The organism is Actinotalea sp. C106 (assembly GCF_023630195.1).
In the GTDB taxonomy this organism is placed as follows: Bacteria; Actinomycetota; Actinomycetes; order Actinomycetales; family Cellulomonadaceae; genus Actinotalea.
In genome coordinates, this window is sequence record NZ_JALPKN010000043.1 from 1 (window position 1) to 16,586 (window position 16,586).

General features: G+C 72.1%; 15 protein-coding genes. 7 read left to right on the forward strand and 8 right to left on the reverse strand.

What is annotated here, in order from left to right; genetic code table 11:
- Positions 1–238 precede the first annotated feature (238 nt).
- Both L0B03_RS04950 and L0B03_RS04955 read left to right on the forward strand, forming a co-directional pair.
- Positions 239–811 (forward strand): YbjN domain-containing protein, encoded by a 573-nt coding sequence (locus tag L0B03_RS04950; RefSeq protein ID WP_250444525.1) that lies wholly within the window; start codon positions 239–241, stop codon positions 809–811.
- The gene (locus L0B03_RS04955) at positions 808–1,278 is read left to right on the forward strand and encodes a YbjN domain-containing protein (protein WP_250444526.1); all 471 of its coding nucleotides are present in this window, start codon (positions 808–810) and stop codon (positions 1,276–1,278) included. The genes L0B03_RS04950 and L0B03_RS04955 overlap by 4 nt, the downstream gene beginning before the upstream one ends.
- Before the next feature lie 7 nt (positions 1,279–1,285).
- On the opposite strand, the gene miaB is transcribed toward L0B03_RS04955, so the two are convergent.
- On the reverse strand, positions 1,286–2,899 hold the full coding sequence (miaB, locus tag L0B03_RS04960) for a tRNA (N6-isopentenyl adenosine(37)-C2)-methylthiotransferase MiaB (protein ID WP_250444527.1): 1,614 nt from the start codon (positions 2,897–2,899) through the stop codon (positions 1,286–1,288).
- Positions 2,900–3,074: 175 nt separating this feature from the next.
- On the opposite strand from miaB, the gene L0B03_RS04965 reads away from it, so the two are divergent.
- The 4 genes from L0B03_RS04965 (at position 3,075) to L0B03_RS04980 (ending at position 6,489) form a co-directional block, all read left to right on the forward strand.
- Complete coding sequence (locus L0B03_RS04965; RefSeq protein ID WP_250444528.1) at positions 3,075–3,869, forward strand: amino acid ABC transporter ATP-binding protein; 795 nt, start codon at positions 3,075–3,077, stop codon at positions 3,867–3,869.
- A gap of 95 nt (positions 3,870–3,964) precedes the next feature.
- Positions 3,965–4,834, forward strand: coding sequence for a glutamate ABC transporter substrate-binding protein (locus L0B03_RS04970; RefSeq protein WP_250444529.1), 870 nt, complete (start codon positions 3,965–3,967; stop codon positions 4,832–4,834).
- Between the two features lie 129 nt (positions 4,835–4,963).
- On the forward strand, positions 4,964–5,614 hold the full coding sequence (locus tag L0B03_RS04975; RefSeq protein WP_250444530.1) for an amino acid ABC transporter permease: 651 nt from the start codon (positions 4,964–4,966) through the stop codon (positions 5,612–5,614).
- The gene (locus L0B03_RS04980) at positions 5,611–6,489 is read left to right on the forward strand and encodes an amino acid ABC transporter permease (protein WP_250444531.1); all 879 of its coding nucleotides are present in this window, start codon (positions 5,611–5,613) and stop codon (positions 6,487–6,489) included. Before L0B03_RS04975 ends, L0B03_RS04980 begins: the two co-directional genes overlap by 4 nt.
- Before the next feature lie 105 nt (positions 6,490–6,594).
- On the opposite strand, the gene rny is transcribed toward L0B03_RS04980, so the two are convergent.
- The 7 genes from rny to L0B03_RS05015 all read right to left on the reverse strand — a co-directional run bounded on the left by rny (position 6,595) and on the right by L0B03_RS05015 (position 12,818).
- The gene (gene rny, locus L0B03_RS04985) at positions 6,595–8,055 is read right to left on the reverse strand and encodes a ribonuclease Y (protein ID WP_250444532.1); all 1,461 of its coding nucleotides are present in this window, start codon (positions 8,053–8,055) and stop codon (positions 6,595–6,597) included.
- A 27-nt stretch (positions 8,056–8,082) separates the two neighbouring features.
- On the reverse strand, positions 8,083–8,655 hold the full coding sequence (locus L0B03_RS04990) for a regulatory protein RecX (protein WP_308200001.1): 573 nt from the start codon (positions 8,653–8,655) through the stop codon (positions 8,083–8,085).
- Positions 8,652–9,692 carry a recombinase RecA gene (gene recA, locus L0B03_RS04995; protein ID WP_208056983.1) on the reverse strand — a complete coding sequence of 347 codons (1,041 nt, stop codon included), beginning with the start codon at positions 9,690–9,692 and terminating at the stop codon, positions 8,652–8,654. Before recA ends, L0B03_RS04990 begins: the two co-directional genes overlap by 4 nt.
- A gap of 207 nt (positions 9,693–9,899) precedes the next feature.
- A complete protein-coding gene (locus L0B03_RS05000) occupies positions 9,900–10,730 on the reverse strand; it encodes an ABC transporter permease (RefSeq protein WP_250444533.1) in 831 nt (276 codons plus the stop codon).
- Positions 10,731–11,564: an ABC transporter permease gene (locus tag L0B03_RS05005; protein ID WP_250444534.1), complete on the reverse strand. Its 834-nt coding sequence runs from the start codon at positions 11,562–11,564 to the stop codon at positions 10,731–10,733.
- A complete protein-coding gene (locus L0B03_RS05010) occupies positions 11,564–12,478 on the reverse strand; it encodes an ABC transporter ATP-binding protein (protein ID WP_250444538.1) in 915 nt (304 codons plus the stop codon). The genes L0B03_RS05005 and L0B03_RS05010 overlap by 1 nt, the downstream gene beginning before the upstream one ends.
- Before the next feature lie 112 nt (positions 12,479–12,590).
- Positions 12,591–12,818: a DUF3046 domain-containing protein gene (locus L0B03_RS05015; RefSeq protein ID WP_250444535.1), complete on the reverse strand. Its 228-nt coding sequence runs from the start codon at positions 12,816–12,818 to the stop codon at positions 12,591–12,593.
- Positions 12,819–12,868: 50 nt separating this feature from the next.
- Between L0B03_RS05015 and L0B03_RS05020 the strand changes: the two genes are divergently transcribed.
- Positions 12,869–16,586, forward strand: a 3,718-nt coding sequence (locus L0B03_RS05020) for a DEAD/DEAH box helicase (RefSeq protein WP_250444536.1), incomplete at its 3' end; no start/stop codon positions are given.

Below are 16,586 nucleotides of genomic sequence, written 5' to 3' on the forward strand. Positions count from 1 at the left end.
CGCGGCGTCGGGGGCTGACGACGACGACCCGTGCGGGCCGGGCGGCCGTGAGCGCTGCGACCGCGTCGAGGCAGGCCTGGCGCTCAGCCTCGAGCACCATGGCACGACCGGCGGACCCGGGCACCAGCAGGGCGGACTCAGGCACGAGGGCGGCGGCGACGAGCACCCCCCGACGCTACCGGGCCGAGCCCCGCGGACGCCCGGCCCCCACCCCGGTGGGACCGAGTAGGGTGCTCCGATGGGGTTCTTCTCCTGGGTACGACGGGTGCGCGACGCCCCCACGGTGCGTGAGGACGACGCGCGGCAGGCCGGACGGCCGATGGCCGGGCTGCTCGGGGCCCCGGCCCGTCAGGCACCCGACCAACGGTCCGAGGACGGCCTGACCGTCCCGCTGTCGCGCGAACGCCTGTGCGCCTGGTTCTCCGAGCACGGTTACACGTACTTCGTCGACAACGACGGCGACGTAGGCGGGCTGTGGCGCGGACGGCTCTTCTACTTCTTCCTCTTCGGTGAGCGCCAGGAGATCCTCCAGGTGCGCGGGCAGTGGAACCGGGAGTTCGCGATCGAGCGCCTGACCGAGGTGCTCGAGGTGTGCAACGAGTGGAACGCGGAGCGCGTCTGGCCCAAGGCCTACGTGCGGGTGCGCGACGACGGCATGGTGCACGTGACCTGCGAGGTGTCGACGGACCTCGAGCACGGGGCGACCGACGACCAGCTCGGCCAGCTCGTGCACTGCGGGGTCAGTGCCTCGAGCACCGTCTTCGACCTGCTCGACGAGCTGTACCCCGACCCTGCGGCGGCAGCGCCGTGAGCGCCCCGGGCCGCGGGCGGGAGGCCACGCCGGGGGCCGACCAGGCGGCCCGCCGGCCGTCCCCGGTGGAGTCCTCCCGGGTCGAGGCCTACCTCGTCGGGCGCGGGTACCACGTGGCCCGCGACGAGGACGAGGACCTGACCGGCACCTGGGACGGTGACCGGTTCTGGTTCCTGCTGCTGGGCGAGCAGCAGGAGATCCTCCAGGTCCGCGGTCGTTGGCACCGCACGCTGCCCGCCCACCGCCGGGCCGCCGCCCTGCTCGCGGTCAACGACTGGAACCGCGAGCGCATCTGGCCCAAGGTCTACCTGCGCGACGAGGACGAGGGGGCTGCCCTCTACACCGAGGTCTCGGTCGACCTCGAGCACGGCGTGACCGACGACCAGCTGGGCCAGCTCGTGGCCTGCGGCCTGGGGACGGGTGTGCAGTTCTTCGCGGCCCTCAGCGGGCTCGTCCCGGAGGACTGAGCTCGACTCAGGGGCGCAGGGTCGGCACCCCGAGCAGCACGGGGCCGGAGGTGGCCGAGGCCGAGCCGTGGCCGTGCTCCTCCTCGCCGCCCTTGGCGCGCTCGGCCCGCGCCCAGGCGTCGCCGGCCCGGGTCCGCCGCACGAGGTACGGGCCCCCGTCGAGGGCCGAGTCGGCCTCGAGGTGGTGCGGGGCCGACCTGGTCACACGGACCGTCACGAGGTCCCCGGGGCGCGCGCGGTCAGGGTGGAGGTCCGCAGCACTGCGAGGATCTGCCGCGGGACCGCCCGAGGCGGTTCCCCCCGAGGGCTCGGCGACCGGCCGCGTCGTCCCGTCGGTGACGGCGACAGGCTCGGCCAGGTGGACGAGCCGGTTGTCCGCGGCCCGACCCGTCACGCGGTGGGTGGCGCCGTCCTTGCGCCCCTCCCCCTCGATGACGAGCACCTCGACCGTGCGACCGACCTGGCGGGCGTTCTCCTCGGTCGAGATGCGCTCCTGGAGTGCCGTCAGGCGGAGGTAGCGCTCCTGCACGACGTCCTTGGGGAGCCGGTCGGGCAGGTCGGCAGCGGGGGTCCCGGGCCGGGGCGAGTACTGGAAGGTGAAGGCCGAGGAGAACCGCGCGGCCTCGACCACGCGCAGGGTCTCGGCGAAGTCCTCCTCGGTCTCCCCGGGGAAGCCGACGATGATGTCCGTGGTGATCGCGGCCTCGGGCATCGCCGTGCGAACCCGGTCGAGGATGCCGAGGAACTTCTCCGAGCGGTACGAGCGCCTCATGGCCCGCAGGACGCGGTCCGAGCCCGACTGGAGGGGCATGTGCAGCTGGGGCATGACGGTGGGGGTCTCAGCCATCGCGGCGATGACGTCGTCGGTGAACGAGGCGGGGTGCGGGGAGGTGAAGCGCACCCGCTCCAGGCCCGGGACGGCCCCCACCGCGCGGAGCAGCTTGGCGAAGGCCCCGCGGTCGCCGAACTCGACGCCGTAGCTGTTGACGTTCTGCCCGAGCAGGGTCACCTCGATCGCCCCGTCAGCCACCAGCGCCTCGACCTCGGCGAGAATCTCCCCCGGCCGGCGGTCGCGCTCCTTGCCGCGCAGGTGCGGGACGATGCAGAAGGTGCAGGTGTTGTTGCAGCCCACCGAGATCGAGACCCAGCCCGCGTAGACCGACTCCCGGCGGGTGGGCAGGGTCGAGGGGAAGACCTGGAGCGACTCGGCGATCTCGACCTGGGCCTCGGCGTTGTGCCGTGCTCGGTCCAGGAGCACCGGGAGCACGTCCAGGTTGTGGGTGCCGAAGACGACGTCGACCCAGGGAGCCCGCTCGACGATGCCGGACCGGTCCTTCTGCGCCAGGCAGCCGCCGACGGCGATCTGCATGCCCGGGCGGTCGTTCTTGACCGCGGCGAGCTGCCCGAGGTTGCCGTACAGCCTGCTCGCCGCGTTCTCGCGCACCGCGCAGGTGTTGATCACCACGACGTCGGCGCGAGAGGCCGCAGCGTCCTCGGGGGCGGCCGGCACGTAGCCCGCCCCCTCGAGCATCCCGGCCATGTGCTCGGAGTCGTGGACGTTCATCTGGCAGCCCAGGGTGCGGACCACGTAGGTGCGCGGGGGCGTGAGGGTCGTGGACATCAGGGTCAAGGGTACGGCGCGCGCGGGGCCCGCGGGGCAGGCGGCGGCCTGCTCGACGCCGGCGCGAGACGCCCGAAGCGGGGCGGATGTTGTCAGAAGGTTCTTTTCCTGGTCGTTGCCGATTTGTGACCGTGTGGGCTGGCTCGCGAAACATGCGCCCTCTACGGTCAGCACCATGGCTCAAGATCGTGCACTGCCCCAGGACGCCGGTGTCCCCGACCGCAGCGAGCTCGGCGCCCCGCTCGTCGTCCTCGACAAGGTCAACAAGAACTTCGGTGCGCTGCACGTCCTGCAGGACATCGACCTGACCGTGCACCGCGGCGAGGTCGTCGTCGTGATCGGCCCCTCGGGATCGGGCAAGTCGACCCTGTGCCGGTCGATCAACCGGCTCGAGACCATCGACACCGGCACCATCACGATCGACGGCGTCCCCGTCCCGGCCGAGGGCAAGGCGCTGGCCCGCATGCGCGCCGACGTCGGCATGGTCTTCCAGTCCTTCAACCTGTTCGCGCACAAGACGGTGCTGGAGAACGTCACCCTCGGGCCCATCAAGGCCAATGGCCTCAAGAAGTCCGAGGCCAAGGCGCTGGCGATGCAGCTGCTCGAGCGCGTCGGGGTCGCCAACCAGGCCGACAAGCTCCCCGCCCAGCTCTCCGGCGGCCAGCAGCAGCGCGTCGCGATCGCCCGTGCGCTGGCGATGAAGCCCAAGGTCATGCTGTTCGACGAACCCACCTCGGCCCTCGACCCCGAGATGATCAACGAGGTCCTCGACGTCATGGTCTCCCTGGCGGCCGAGGGCATGACCATGATCGTCGTCACCCACGAGATGGGCTTCGCCCGGAAGGCTGCCCACCGGGTGGTGTTCATGGACGGCGGCCAGGTCGTCGAGGAGGCCGACCCTGAGACCTTCTTCACCGCGCCCGAGAGCGAGCGCGCCCAGGACTTCCTGTCCAAGATCCTGACCCACTGACCATCTGGACGACTGACACCGGCGGCCACCATGACCGCCGCGCAGCACCTGTCACCGCTGCACCCGGCGGGGCATCACACGGAAGGGGACAGCCCATGCGTTCACGAATCGGAGCCGTCGCGGCACTCGCCGCGGCCACGCTCGCCCTGACAGCCTGCAGCTCGGACGCCGAGGAGCCCGAGGCAGGGACCGACGAGCCCAGCGAGACGACGGACTTCCCGGAGGGCTCGACCATGGCGGCCCTCGCCGACGCCGGCTCGATCACCATCGGCACCAAGTTCGACCAGCCCCTCTTCGGCCTCGTCGGGCCGAACGGTGTTCCCGAGGGCTTCGACGTGGAGATCGCGACCATGATCTCGGAGAAGCTCGGCATCGCCGCAGAGGACATCGAGTGGGTCGAGACCATCTCGGCCAACCGCGAGACGTTCATCACCTCGGACCAGGTCGACCTCGTCGTCGCGACCTACACGATCAACGACGAGCGCAAGGAAGAGATCTCCTTCGCCGGGCCGTACTACGAGGCCGGGCAGTCGATCCTCACCCTCGCCGACAACGAGGAGATCCAGGGGCCCGACGACCTGGCGGGCGCCAGGGTCTGCACCGTCTCCGGATCCACCCCGGAGGCCAACCTGCTCGAGACCTTCCCCGACGCCGAGGTCGTGCCCTTCGGCGCCTACTCCGAGTGCCTCGAGCCCCTGCGCAACGGCCAGGTGGACGCGGTGAGCACGGACAACGTGATCCTCGCGGGCTTCGCCGCCGAGAGCGACGACCTCGAGGTGCGCGGAGAGCCGTTCACCGAGGAGCCGTACGGCATCGGCCTGGCCAAGGATGACGACGAGTTCCGTGACTGGATCAACGACGCCCTCGAGGAGATGTACGAGGACGGCAGCTGGACCGAGGCCTGGGAGAACACGGCGGGAACCGTCCTGCCGACCCCCGAGCCCCCCGCCGTCGACCGCTACTGATCGGGACCGAGCCCGGCTGAGCCGGGCTCACCCCACCAGGCGGTCCGGGCCACTCACCGTGGCCCGGACCGCCTACCTCCCACACCGACCAGTGCGCACCGCCGCACCTGCACGAAGGGGACCACCAGGGTGGACGTGCTCGTCGACAACCTGCCTTCCTACTGGGCCGGGTTCCTGGTGACCATGCGCCTGACCCTCTACTCGGGGGTGATCTCCCTGGCCCTGGGGCTCGTCCTCGCGGCGTTGCGGGTGTCACCGATCCGCCCGCTGCGCGGCCTCGCCGCCACCTACGTCGAGCTGCTGCGCAACACGCCGCTCACCCTGGTGTTCTTCTTCTTGATCCTCGTCGCTCCCCAGTTCGGGGTCATCGCGCCGCTCGGCTTCTGGACCGCGGTCATCTGCCTCTCGCTGTACACCGCTGCCTTCGTCGCCGAGGCGGTGCGTTCGGGCATCAACAGCGTCGGTGTCGGCCAGGCCGAGGCCTCGCGTGCGATCGGACTCACCTTCGGCCAGAGCCTGGGCAACGTGATCCTGCCCCAGGCGCTGCGCTCGGTGGTCCCGCCGATGATCAACGTGTTCATCGCCCTCACCAAGAACACCTCGGTGGCCGCTGGCTTCGCGGTGGTCGAGCTGGTGGGCAGCGGCCGCCGGATCTCCCAGGGCAACCCTGGCGATGCCGTCATCATCCTCATCGGAGTCGCCCTCTTCTACCTGGCGATCACGATCCCGCTGGGCGTGATCGCCAGCACCGTCGAGCGAAAGGTGGCGTTCAGCCGATGAGCTCGATCCTGTACGACGCCCCCGGGCCCGTGGCACGCCGCCGTGAACGGTGGGGTTCCATCATCGGCGGTCTGATCCTGCTCGGGATCATCGCGCTGGGGGTCTACTACGCCCACGGTCGCGGTGTCTTCGGAGCCGACCGGTGGGACGTCCTCTTCGACCCGCCCAAGGGGCAGACCGCCGCCGACGTGTGGACGTCGATGATCGTGCACGGCCTCGGCGCGACCCTCCGGGCCGCCCTCGTCGCCGCGCCCCTCTCGCTCGTCCTGGGCCTTGTCCTGGCCGTCTGGCGCACCGCTGGCCGCTGGTGGGTCAAGGCCCCAGCCATCATGATCATCGAGCTCTTCCGCGGCCTGCCCGTGCTGCTCATGATGTTCTTCGGACTCCTGGGCTTCGGATGGAGCGCCTTCACCGCGGTGGTCTTCGGTCTCACCGTCTACAACATGGCCATCATCGCCGAGATCCTGCGTGCGGGGCTGGCGTCGCTGCCCCGGGGCCAGGCCGAGGCCGCCTACGCGGTGGGGCTCTCGAAGACCCAGACCCTGTTCACCGTCCTGCTGCCCCAGGCCGTCCGCACCATGCTGCCGAGCCTGATCGCCCAGCTCGTGGTCCTGCTCAAGGACTCCTCGCTCGGCTACATCGTGGGCTACGCCGAGCTCCTCCGGTCGATCCAGAACAACGGGCAGTACTTCGGGAATGCCTACTACATCGCCCTCTTCGTGGTGGGCGCGGGCATCTACCTCGTGGTGAACATCTCCCTGTCCCGCCTGGCCATGCGCCTCCAGCGCGGCCCCATCAAGGGCGCTCCGGCAGCCCCGGCCGACGACGAGGCGGAGGCCGCTCCGACGACGGCGACGCCAGGGGTCCGCCCCTGACGCTGGCCCCTGCGGGCGTCACGTCCCACAGGGGATCACCTGGCCGCGGCTGCAGCGCCCGAGCCGTCGCAGCCAGCGTAGGTCGGGCTGCGACCGACAGGGCGCTCAGCCCGCGGTCGCGCTCGCGCGGATCTCGCGGATGGCCGTGACCGTGATCTCGCCGGGGTAGCTGAGGTCTTTCTCGATGTGCCTGGCGATGGTCTCGGCGAGACCAGCCATGGCGGCGTCATCGACCTCGGTTGGCTCGACGACCACGCGGACCTCGCGTCCGGCGGACATCGCCACGGCGCGGCGCACCCCTGAATGGGCCACCACCAGGGCCTCGAGGGTGTCCATCCGCTCGATGTACTGGTCGAGCTCCTCGCGGCGAGCACCCGGACGCGCTGCCGAGCAGGCGTCGGCAGCCTGGACCAGCACCGCCTCGAGGGTCTCGGGCGGCACCTCGTCGTGGTGGGCCGCGATGGCGTTGACCACAGCAGCAGACTCCCCGACCCGGCGCGCCAGGTCTGCGCCGACGAGGGCGTGCGTGCCCCCGAGCTCGGCCGTGAGGGCCTTGCCCACGTCGTGCAGGAACGCCCCACGCCGGGCGAGCTCGACGTCGGCGCCCATCTCGGCAGCCATCGACGCAGCGATCTGCGCGCTCTCCACGAGATGCGCCAGGACGTTCTGGCCGTAGCTGGTCCGCAACCGGAGGCGTCCGAGGGTCTCGACGAGCTCGGGGTGCAGCCCGCTGATCCCGGCGCGCTCGGCCGCCTCGTGCCCCGCAGCGACGGACCGCTCCACGGCCCCCTCGACGGCGTGGGCGTAGGCGATCTCGATGCGCTGGGGGTGGATACGCCCGTCGGCCATGAGGTCGGCGAGAGCCACCGCTGCGATCTCGCGTCGCTCGGCGTCGAAGCTGGAGAGCATCACCGTGTCAGGGGTGTCGTCGACGATGACGTTGACCCCGGTCAACGCCTCGAAGGTCCGGATGTTGCGGCCCTCCTTGCCGATGATCCGGCCCTTCATCTCCTCAGCGGGCAGCGGCAGGGTGGTGACCACGGTCTGGGCACTCGTCCGCCCCGCGACACGCTGGACCGCTGTGGCGACGATCCGCTTGGCTCGTTCATCCGCGGACCGCCGGGCCTTCGCCTCGACACGACGCACTGCCGTCGCGGCCTCGTTCTTGGCAGCAGCGATCATCCTCGCGACCTGCTCCGCGCGCGCCTCCGCTGCAGACAACCCACCGATCGCAGCCAGCGCGGACTCGGCCTCGTCCCGCGCCGCGGTGGCGGCCTGGGTCAAGGCGGCGGCCTCGGCCTCGGCCTCAGCGACCCGACGACCTACCGAGGCCTCAAGGTCGCGCAGCTCCTGGCGCTCGCGGCCCAGCTCCTGCTCGCGCTGCGCCAGGCGCTCTTCGCGCCGTTGAGCCTCGGCGAGCAGGCTGCGGGCCTCGTCCTTGACCGCAGCGACATCGGCCTCGGCCCGGGACCGCGTCGCAGCAGCCTCACGCCGAGCCAGGAGCACCAGCAGCAGGGCGACCAAGCACGCCATGAGCAGCACGATGATGATCGCGACCTCGCCCACCGTCGCTCCTTCCAGGACCAGGTCGGCTCAGTCGCCGACCGAGGACCCAGAATCCCATGCCTCGGCAGCCTCGGCGTCCACCAACTCGCGGATCAGACGCGAGGCCAGACCCGGCCCGTACCCCTTGCGCGCGAGCATGGCGACCGCACGGCGCGCCTTGACCTCGGGATCCAACCCGGAACCAGAGCGCCAGCGGCGCTCAAGAAGCCTGCGCGCGCTCTCCTCCTCGGCCTCGTCGTCGACCGTCGCCAGGGCCTCCTGCGCGTGCTCGTCCTCGATCCCCTTGCGGCGGAGCTCCTGGGCGAGCGCCCGGCGCGCGAGCCCCCGCGACTCCCGCTGGCTCCGGACGAGCATCTGGGCGTACTCCGCGTCGTCGATGAGTCCGACCTCGGTGAAGCGGTCGAGCAGACGTTCAGCGAGCCCCTCCTCGACCCCCTTGCGGGCGAGGGCCTGGGCGAGCTGGTGCCTGCTTCGTGGCGCCCCGGCGAGCTGACGCAGCAGGATCGCACGGGCGACCGATTCGGCCTCGGGCTCTGGGTCGACGGCCGCAGCCCCCTCCTCGGGGGGCTCGACAGCCGCCGACCTCGACTGCGGGCTCAGAAGTCGACACCACCTGCCGGGTCCGCAGGAGCGTCGACCTGGGCGCCGATGCCCAGCTTCTCCTTGATCTTCTTCTCGACCTCGTCAGCGAGATCCGGGTTGTCGCGCAGGAAGCCGCGGGCGTTCTCCTTGCCCTGCCCGAGCTGGTCGCCCTCGTAGGTGTACCAGGCCCCGGACTTGCGGATGAAGCCGTGCTCGACCCCGAGGTCGATCAGCCCACCCTCTCGGGAGATGCCGACCCCGTAGAGGATGTCGAACTCGGCCTGCTTGAAGGGCGGGGCCATCTTGTTCTTGACGACCTTGACCCGGGTCCTGTTGCCGACCGCGTCGGTCCCCTCCTTGAGGGTCTCGATGCGTCGGATGTCCAGCCGCACCGAGGCGTAGAACTTGAGGGCCTTGCCCCCGGTCGTCGTCTCGGGCGAGCCGAAGAAGACGCCAATCTTCTCGCGCAGCTGGTTGATGAAGATCGCGGTCGTGCCTGACTGGCTCAGCGCCCCGGCGATCTTGCGCAGCGCCTGCGACATGAGCCGAGCCTGGAGACCGACGTGGCTGTCGCCCATCTCGCCCTCGATCTCGGCCTTGGGCACGAGGGCCGCGACCGAGTCGATGACGACGATGTCGATGGCTCCCGAACGGATCAGCATGTCCATGATCTCGAGGGCCTGCTCACCGGTGTCGGGCTGGGACACCAGCAGGGCGTCGGTGTCGACCCCGAGCTTCTTGGCGTACTCCGGGTCGAGGGCGTGCTCGGCGTCGATGAAGGCCGCGATACCCCCGGCCTTCTGAGCGTTCGCCACGGCGTGCAGCGCCAGCGTCGTCTTGCCGGAGGACTCCGGCCCGTAGATCTCGACCACCCGGCCCCGCGGCAGGCCACCGATGCCGAGCGCGATGTCCACGGCGATCGAGCCGGTCGGGATCACCTCGACGGGAGCGCGCCCGTCGTCCCCCAGGCGCATGATCGAGCCCTTGCCGAACTGGCGATCGATCTGGCCCAGGGCGGCCTCAAGGGCCTTGGAGCGGTCTGCGGGAGCGGGCATGTGTCACCTCGGTGCTCGTGGGTGGCGGGCCACCCTGTTCTCGGTCTGTCGTGCAGGTCTGCGTGTCGTGCGGTCACGCTACGCCCGGCCACCGACATCCATCTCGAGGTGCCGCTGACCCTGGGGAGGACCACAGTGCCAGGACGCCTGTGCACGACTGTAGCCGAACAGGTGTTCGATCTCGACGCCGGACCGCCGACACGCCGATCAGCGCAGCAGGAGGCGCTCGATGCGTCGCGCGGTCCACGCCGTACCCACCAGGCCGAGGACGACCAGGTAGGTCACGTGGACGAGGAGATCCGCACCGACCTGCCCGAGCATGAGGTCTCGCACCATCGCCACGCCGTGGAACAGCGGCGTGGCCTGGACGACTCCCTGCAGGGCAGGAGGGTAGGTCTCGAGCGGGAAGAAGGTGGCCGAGAAGAGGAACATGGGCAGGATCGCGAGCTGGACGTAGTCGAAGTCCGCCCAGGTGCGCATGTACGTGGTCGCGGCCATGCCGATCGATGCGAAGGCCCACCCGATGAGCGTGGCGGCAGGGACCGCCAGGAGGGCGAGGGGCGAGGTGACCGCACCCGCGAGGGCGGCGACGACGAGGAAGGCCGCCGAGTAGACGAGGCCCCGGAGCAGGGCCCAGGCGATCTCGCCGACCGCGACGTCCCGCGGGCCCAACGGGGTCGCGAGCACCGAGTCGTAGAGCTTGGCGTACTTGAGCTTGAAGAAGACGTTGGTGGTCGAGTCGAAGACCGCGCCGTTCATGGCCGAGGCCGCGAGCAGGGCAGGCGCGACGAAGACCACGTACGGCACGAGCCGGCCATCCGCCTCGACGTCGCCGACCAGGCTGCCGATCCCCACCCCCATCGCGAAGAGGAAGAAGACCGGCTCGAAGAACCCCGAGACGATGATCACCCAGGTCCGGCGGAAGGACCGGTAGTTGCGCTCGACGAGCATCCGAGCCATGCCCGCCCCCGCTGGCACCGGCAGGGCCCGCGCCAGTCGACCGGCGACCCCCACGCGGCCCTGGGCCGGGGCAGCCACTCAGACCACCATCCGGCGGTGCAGCACGCGGACCGCGGCGAGGTAGCCCCCGGCCGCCCACAGCACGAGGTACCCGACGTGCAGGAGGATCCCGCCCGGATCCGCGGTCCCGAGGAACAGCGTCCGCGAAGCGTCGACCGTGTGCCACAGGGGCGTCAGCCAGGCGACCGGCTGGAGCCATCCCGGGAGCTGGGCGATCGGGAAGAACGTGCCCGAGAAGAGGGTCATCGGCATGACCACGAAGCGGAACATCAGCGCCAGCCCACGGTCGTTGGTCAGGCTCGCCGAGTACGCGTAGCAGCACGAGGCGAAGGCCAGCCCGCCCAGGACCGCCACCGGGACGGCCAGCAGGCCCCACCACGAGCGCACCGTCCCCAGCGCCGCCGCGACGCCGAAGAACACCACCGCCGCCATGGTCAGGCGCACGAGCACGTACGCAAGATGGCCCCTCACCACGTCCCGCACCCCGAGCGGGGTGGCGAGCATGCCGTGATAAGTGCGGTCCCACTTGATCGACCCCATGACCGAGAAGGTCGTCTCCCCCGCCGCGACCTGCAGGGTCGTGGCGGCGAGCACCCCCGGGGCGACGAAGACGACGTAGGGCACGCCGTCGATGCCCCCGGCCCCGCGGTCGACCAGCATGCCCAGCCCATACCCCATGCCGGCGAGGTAGAGCAGCGGCGAGAGGAAGCTCGTGATGGCTGTGCCGAACCAGACCCTGCGGTACTTCGCGAGCCAGTGCGCTGTGACGGCCTGCCAGCCCCCGGTGAGCCGTGCGGGCCCCCCGTCGGCGTCCTGGGTGACCCGCGCGGCCGATGTCCCGGTCCTCGCCATCAGTCGACCAGGGTCCGGCCGGTGAGGTGCAGGAAGACGTCCTCGAGGGTCGAGCGGCGCACGAGGGCCGCGAGGGGCTCGAGGCCACGGCGGTGGAGCTCGGACTGCGCCGCCTCGCCGTCGGCCGTGTAGAGCAGGAGGCGGTCGGGAAGGACCTCGACCCGCTCCGCGATCCCGTCGACCTCCCCGAGGCGAGCCGCGTGGTCGGCCGTGTCGAAGCGCAGCTCGAGCACCTCACGCGTCGAGTGCTGGGCGATCAGGGCCGACGGCGAGCCCTCGGCCACGATACGACCGTGGTCCATCACCACGAGGCGGTCGCAGAGCTGCTCGGCCTCGTCCATGTAGTGGGTGGTGAGCACGAGCGTGACCCCCTCACGCTTGAGACGGAACAGCCGGTCCCAGAGCACGTGCCTGGCTTGGGGGTCGAGCCCGGTGGTCGGCTCGTCGAGGAGCAGGATGCGCGGTGAGTTGACCAGAGCGCGGGCGATGGTCAGGCGTCGCTTCATCCCGCCCGACAGCGGCTCGACCACGGACCTGGCACGGTCGGTCAGCTGGGCGAACTCGAGGAGCTCGGCGGCGCGCTCGCGCACCAGGCGCCGCGGCAGACCGAAGTAGCGTCCGTAGACCCAAATGTTCTCCTCGACCGTGAGCTCCTCGTCGAGGCTGTCCCGCTGCGGGACCACCCCCAGCCCGGCACGGATGCGCGGACCGTCGGTGCGTGGGTCCATCCCGAGCACGGTCAGCTCCCCCGCCGTGGGTGGGGACACGCAGCCGATCATCCGCATGGTCGAGGACTTGCCCGCGCCGTTGGGCCCGAGGAACCCGAAGGCCTCCCCCGGACGCACCTCGACGTCGATGCCGTCGACGGCGGTGAAGTCGTCGAAGGCCTTCACGAGGCCGCGCGCGCGAATCATGGGCTCGCGGGTGGCGGACTCGTACGTCGGGGACCCGGTCGGGTCGGCAGGCACCTGGGGCGGTTCGACGGGCACGGCGCGACGCTACCGCGACCGGCCGGCACCCACCCCGTCAGCGGCGTGCCGGGCGCCTCTGGTCGCTGCCCCAGCGGTCCTGCTCGGGCACCTCCATGGCGTCGCACAGGGCGCGCCAGACCGAGCGTGGGTCCTCACCCTGGTCGAGGGCCTCGTGGCTCGTCCGGTCGCCGAGGGCGCCGAGCACCTGGTCGGCCGCCAGGCTGCGGCCGACCTGCGGCCCGAAGACCTCGTCGACCAGCTCCCAGAACTCGCTGTACCGCATCCCGGCAGCCTGCCACAGCGGATGTCGGTCCCGCCCGCCACAATGGGCCGGTGACCGCCACCCACCCCCCGCAGGATCCGCTCGCGGGGTTCTCGGAGCCGACGCGGGCGTGGTTCTCGGGGGCGTTCGAGGCACCCACCCCGGCCCAGGCGGGGGCCTGGCGGGCGATCGACGCAGGCCAGCACGCGCTGGTCGTCGCCCCGACCGGGTCCGGCAAGACGCTCGCGGCCTTCCTGTGGGCCCTGGACCGGCTGATGAGCGAGCCCGCCCCGGCAGAGCCGGTCGAGCGGTGCCGCGTGCTCTACGTCTCCCCCCTCAAGGCTCTCGCCACCGACGTCGAGCGGAACCTCCGGTCACCTCTGGTCGGGGTACGGCAGGCGGCGACCCGCCTGGGAAGGCCCTTCCACGACGTCACGGTCGGCGTCCGGACCGGCGACACACCACCGTCGGAGCGCCGGGCCTTCGGGGTGCGCCCCCCGGACGTGCTGATCACGACCCCGGAGTCCCTCTTCCTGGTCCTCACCTCGAACGCGCGCGCCGGGCTCGCCGGGGTCCACACCGTGATCCTCGACGAGATCCACGCCCTCGCGGGGACCAAGCGTGGCGCCCACCTGGCGGTGAGCCTCGAGCGGCTCGACGCCCTCCTCGAGGACCACGGCGGCCCGGCCCAGCGCGTCGGGCTCTCGGCCACGGTCCGCCCGGTCGACACGGTCGCAGGGTTCCTCGCAGGCGCTCGGACGCGCGAGGACCGCGGTCGCGAGGTCGTGGTCGTGCAGCCTGGCTCCCCCAAGCAGGTCGAGGTCGACGTCGTCGTCCCGGTGCCCGACCTGACCGACCTCACCACGGCTGGCGGCCCTCCCCGCCGTGGACCGGGCGGGCAGCCGGGCCAGGGATCGGGGCCGGGCGAGGTGGGCCCCGGGCCCGGCGAGCCGGAGGACTCGACCAGCCCCGTGCCCGACCTGACCGGGTCGGCCGCGGCCTCCCCGCGCCGGCCCTCGATCTGGCCGCACGTCGAGGAGCGGGTGGTCGACCTGGTCGCCGCGCACCGCTCGACCCTCGTCTTCACCAACTCCCGGCGCGGGGCCGAGCGGCTGACGTCCCGGATGAACGAGGTCTGGGCCGAGAGGCAGGGCCTGGACGTCCCCGACCCCGGGACGCTCAACCCTGCGCAGGTGCAGGCGCAGTCCGGGGCGTCGGTGGGCATCGACACCAGCGACCCCAGGACCGTCCTGGCCCGGGCGCACCACGGGTCGATGAGCCGCGCCGAACGGACCCGCACCGAGAGCGAGCTCAAGGCCGGCGAGCTCCCGGCCGTGGTGGCGACCTCCTCCCTCGAGCTGGGGATCGACATGGGGGCGGTCGACCTCGTGGTCCAGGTCGGTGCGCCGCCCTCGGTGGCCTCCGGGCTCCAGCGCATCGGGCGGGCCGGGCACCAGGTCGGGGCGGTCTCCCACGGGGTCGTCTTCCCCGCCTTCCGGGGCGAACTCGTCCCGGCCGCGGTCATCGCCGACCGGATGCGGACCGGGCAGATCGAACACCTGACCGTCCCCACGACCCCCCTCGACGTGCTCGCCCAGCAGGTCGTCGCGATGGTCGCCCTGGACGACTGGACCGTAGCGGACCTCGCAGCCGTGGTCCGCCGGGCCGCGCCCTTCCGCGAGCTCGGCGAGGCGACCCTCCACGCCGTGCTGGACATGCTCGCGGGGCGCTACCCGAGCGAGGAGTTCGCCGAGCTGCGGCCGCGCGTGGTGTGGGACCGGGCCACGGACCTGCTCACCGGGCGACCTGGCGCCCTGCGCCTCGCCGTGACCAGCGGCGGCACCATCCCCGACCGGGGGCTCTACGGGGTGTTCCTCGCCACCGGGGCGGCGAGCGACGGCGACTCCCCCGACGGCGGCGAGCAGCCCCGCCAGCGCGGAGGTCGCCGCGTCGGGGAGCTCGACGAGGAGATGGTCTACGAGTCCAGGGTCGGGGACACGTTCACCCTCGGGTCGAGCACCTGGCGGATCGAGGACATCACCCACGACCGGGTGCTCGTCACCCCGGCCCCCGGCGTCCCCGGACGCCTGCCGTTCTGGAAGGGGGACTCCCCCGGCCGGCCGGCCGAGCTGGGACGCGAGATCGGCCGGTGGGTCCGGGAGGTCGCCGCGGCCCCCGCCGCCGAGGCCCGCGAGACGGTGAGCCGGGGAGGGCTCGACGCCTGGGCGACCGACAACCTTCTCGCCTACCTCGACGAGCAGCGCGAGGCGACCGGGCACGTCCCGGACGACCGTACGATCCTCGTCGAGCGTTTCCGCGACGAGGTCGGTGACTGGCGGGTGGTGATCCACTCCCCTTACGGCGCCCGCGTGCACGCCCCCTGGGCCCTGGTCGTGGCGGCCCGCCTGCGCGAGCGGCACGGGCTGGACGCCGCCGCCCTGCACGCCGACGACGGCATCGTCCTGCGCCTGCCCGACACCGTGGCGAGCGGACGGTGGGACGCGGAGACCGGTCGCTGGGTCGAGCCCGAGGACGCCGGCGTGGTCGACCTCGCCGACATCATGATCGAGCCGGACGAGGTGGCTGAGGCGGTGCGTTCCGAGCTCGGCGGCTCGGCCCTCTTCGCGGCCCGCTTCCGTGAGGCGGCTGCGCGGGCCCTGCTGCTCCCGCGTCGGCGCCCCGACCGCCGGCAGCCGCTGTGGCAGCAGCGCCAGCGCTCGGCCCAGCTGCTCGGCGTCGCCTCGCGGTACCCCGACTTCCCGATCCTGCTCGAAGCCGCGCGCGAGTGCCTGCAGGACGACTTCGACGTCGCTGCCCTGACCGAGCTCATGAGGGACGTCGCCGCACGACGGATCCGCGTGGTCGAGGTCAGCACCCCCACGCCGTCACCGTTCGCGCAGTCGCTGCTGTTCGGCTACACCGCCCAGTTCCTCTACGACGGCGACGCACCGCTCGCCGAGCGACGCGCCGCCGCCCTGACCCTGGACCCGACCCTGCTGTCCGAGCTGCTCGGCCAGCAGGGAGCCTCGCAGCTGGCCGACCTCCTCGACCCCGATGCCGTCGAACGCACCGAGGCCGAGGTCATGGGCGTCGCACCGCAGCGGCAGGCCAAGGACCGTGAGGGGGTGGTCGACGTCGTGCGCCGGCACGGCCCGCTGAGCACCTCGGCGGTCCTCACCCGGACCCGCGCCGAGGCCCACGACCAGGTCCCGGCCTGGCTCGACGAGCTGGTCGACCAACGCCGGCTGCTGCGGGTCAGGATCGGCGGACCGGCCGCCCGCGAGGACCACTGGGCGACCATCGAGGACGCCGGTCGGCTGCGGGACGCCCTCGGGGTGGCTCTGCCGGTCGGCGTCCCCGAGGTGTTCACCGAGGTGGTGCCCGATCCGCTCGGTGACCTGGTCCGACGCCACGCCCGGACTCACGGCCCCTTCACCGCCCAGCAGGTCGCCGAGCGGCTCGGGCTCGGGACCGCTGTCGTCCTGGAGGTCGCGCACCGCCTCGAGAGCCAGGGCGTCCTCGTCTCGGGGCGCATCCGTCCCGGCTCCCTCGGCGGCACCGGGGAGGACTACTGCGACGCCGACGTGCTCAGGACCCTGCGCCGACGCTCCTTGGCCGCCCTGCGTGCCGAGGTCGAGCCCGTCCCTCAGGAGACCCTGGGTGTCTTCCTGCCCCGCTGGCAGGGGGTGCTCGAGGCCGAGGCCGGCACCGGTTCCGTACGGCCGGGCTCGGGCCGCCTGCGCGGGCTCGACGGGCTCGCCCGCGCCGTGGAGCAGCTCGCCGGGGCAG

What these genes read in the sequence shown, in the direction of transcription:
- L0B03_RS04950 (WP_250444525.1), top strand. Translation starts at nt 239, where the DNA reads ATGGGGTTCTTCTCCTGGGTACGACGGGTGCGCGACGCCCCCACGGTG.
- miaB (WP_250444527.1), bottom strand. Translation starts at nt 2,899, where the DNA reads ATGTCCACGACCCTCACGCCCCCGCGCACCTACGTGGTCCGCACCCTG.
- L0B03_RS04965 (WP_250444528.1), top strand. Translation starts at nt 3,075, where the DNA reads ATGGCTCAAGATCGTGCACTGCCCCAGGACGCCGGTGTCCCCGACCGC.
- L0B03_RS04970 (WP_250444529.1), top strand. Translation starts at nt 3,965, where the DNA reads ATGCGTTCACGAATCGGAGCCGTCGCGGCACTCGCCGCGGCCACGCTC.
- L0B03_RS04980 (WP_250444531.1), top strand. Translation starts at nt 5,611, where the DNA reads ATGAGCTCGATCCTGTACGACGCCCCCGGGCCCGTGGCACGCCGCCGT.
- recA (WP_208056983.1), bottom strand. Translation starts at nt 9,692, where the DNA reads ATGCCCGCTCCCGCAGACCGCTCCAAGGCCCTTGAGGCCGCCCTGGGC.
- L0B03_RS05005 (WP_250444534.1), bottom strand. Translation starts at nt 11,564, where the DNA reads ATGGCGAGGACCGGGACATCGGCCGCGCGGGTCACCCAGGACGCCGAC.
- L0B03_RS05010 (WP_250444538.1), bottom strand. Translation starts at nt 12,478, where the DNA reads ATGATTCGCGCGCGCGGCCTCGTGAAGGCCTTCGACGACTTCACCGCC.
- L0B03_RS05015 (WP_250444535.1), bottom strand. Translation starts at nt 12,818, where the DNA reads ATGCGGTACAGCGAGTTCTGGGAGCTGGTCGACGAGGTCTTCGGGCCG.